Annotated in this window: 1 pseudogene; it reads left to right on the plus strand. The window is 39.8% G+C overall.

Annotated elements, in window-relative coordinates:
- Positions 1 to 340 (plus strand): annotated as a pseudogene (locus tag QQ041_RS23625) (transcriptional regulator); the annotation flags it as partial.
- Positions 341 to 384 lie beyond the last annotated feature (44 nt).

A 384-nucleotide genomic window follows, 5' to 3' on the forward strand; every position in this document is an offset into this window, starting at 1 on the left:
ATCGAAGACTCTCTTCGATATAGACTGCTTCTCTATTGATGACGGTAAATTGGTTGGGAAAGGGATACTTGCATTCGATAAAGCTCTCCTAGACGAGCTTGGCGTTATCAATGTGATGGCAATTAAAGATGGAACTACTACGTTCCTTATAAATAAAGAATCCCATCAAGCAGTAAGCGGTACGTACCTAGTAGACATGGATGGGCTGTTGTCTCTAAATGAAATTCAACGTTTACCAGGCAAAAAACTAGCTATCAGCTTTAACGGTTCGACTCTAACAATCGAAGAAGATGAAGTAAGGGTTGTAGGTAGAGTTGCGTTAGTAATGGAAAAGCGTTAACTGTTGCACTCATCTGTTTAAGAGCACTCGCAACTAATTTGATT

This window comes from Vibrio sp. TMPB1044, from assembly GCF_030442075.1.
Classification (GTDB): Bacteria; Pseudomonadota; Gammaproteobacteria; order Enterobacterales; family Vibrionaceae; genus Vibrio; species Vibrio satsumensis.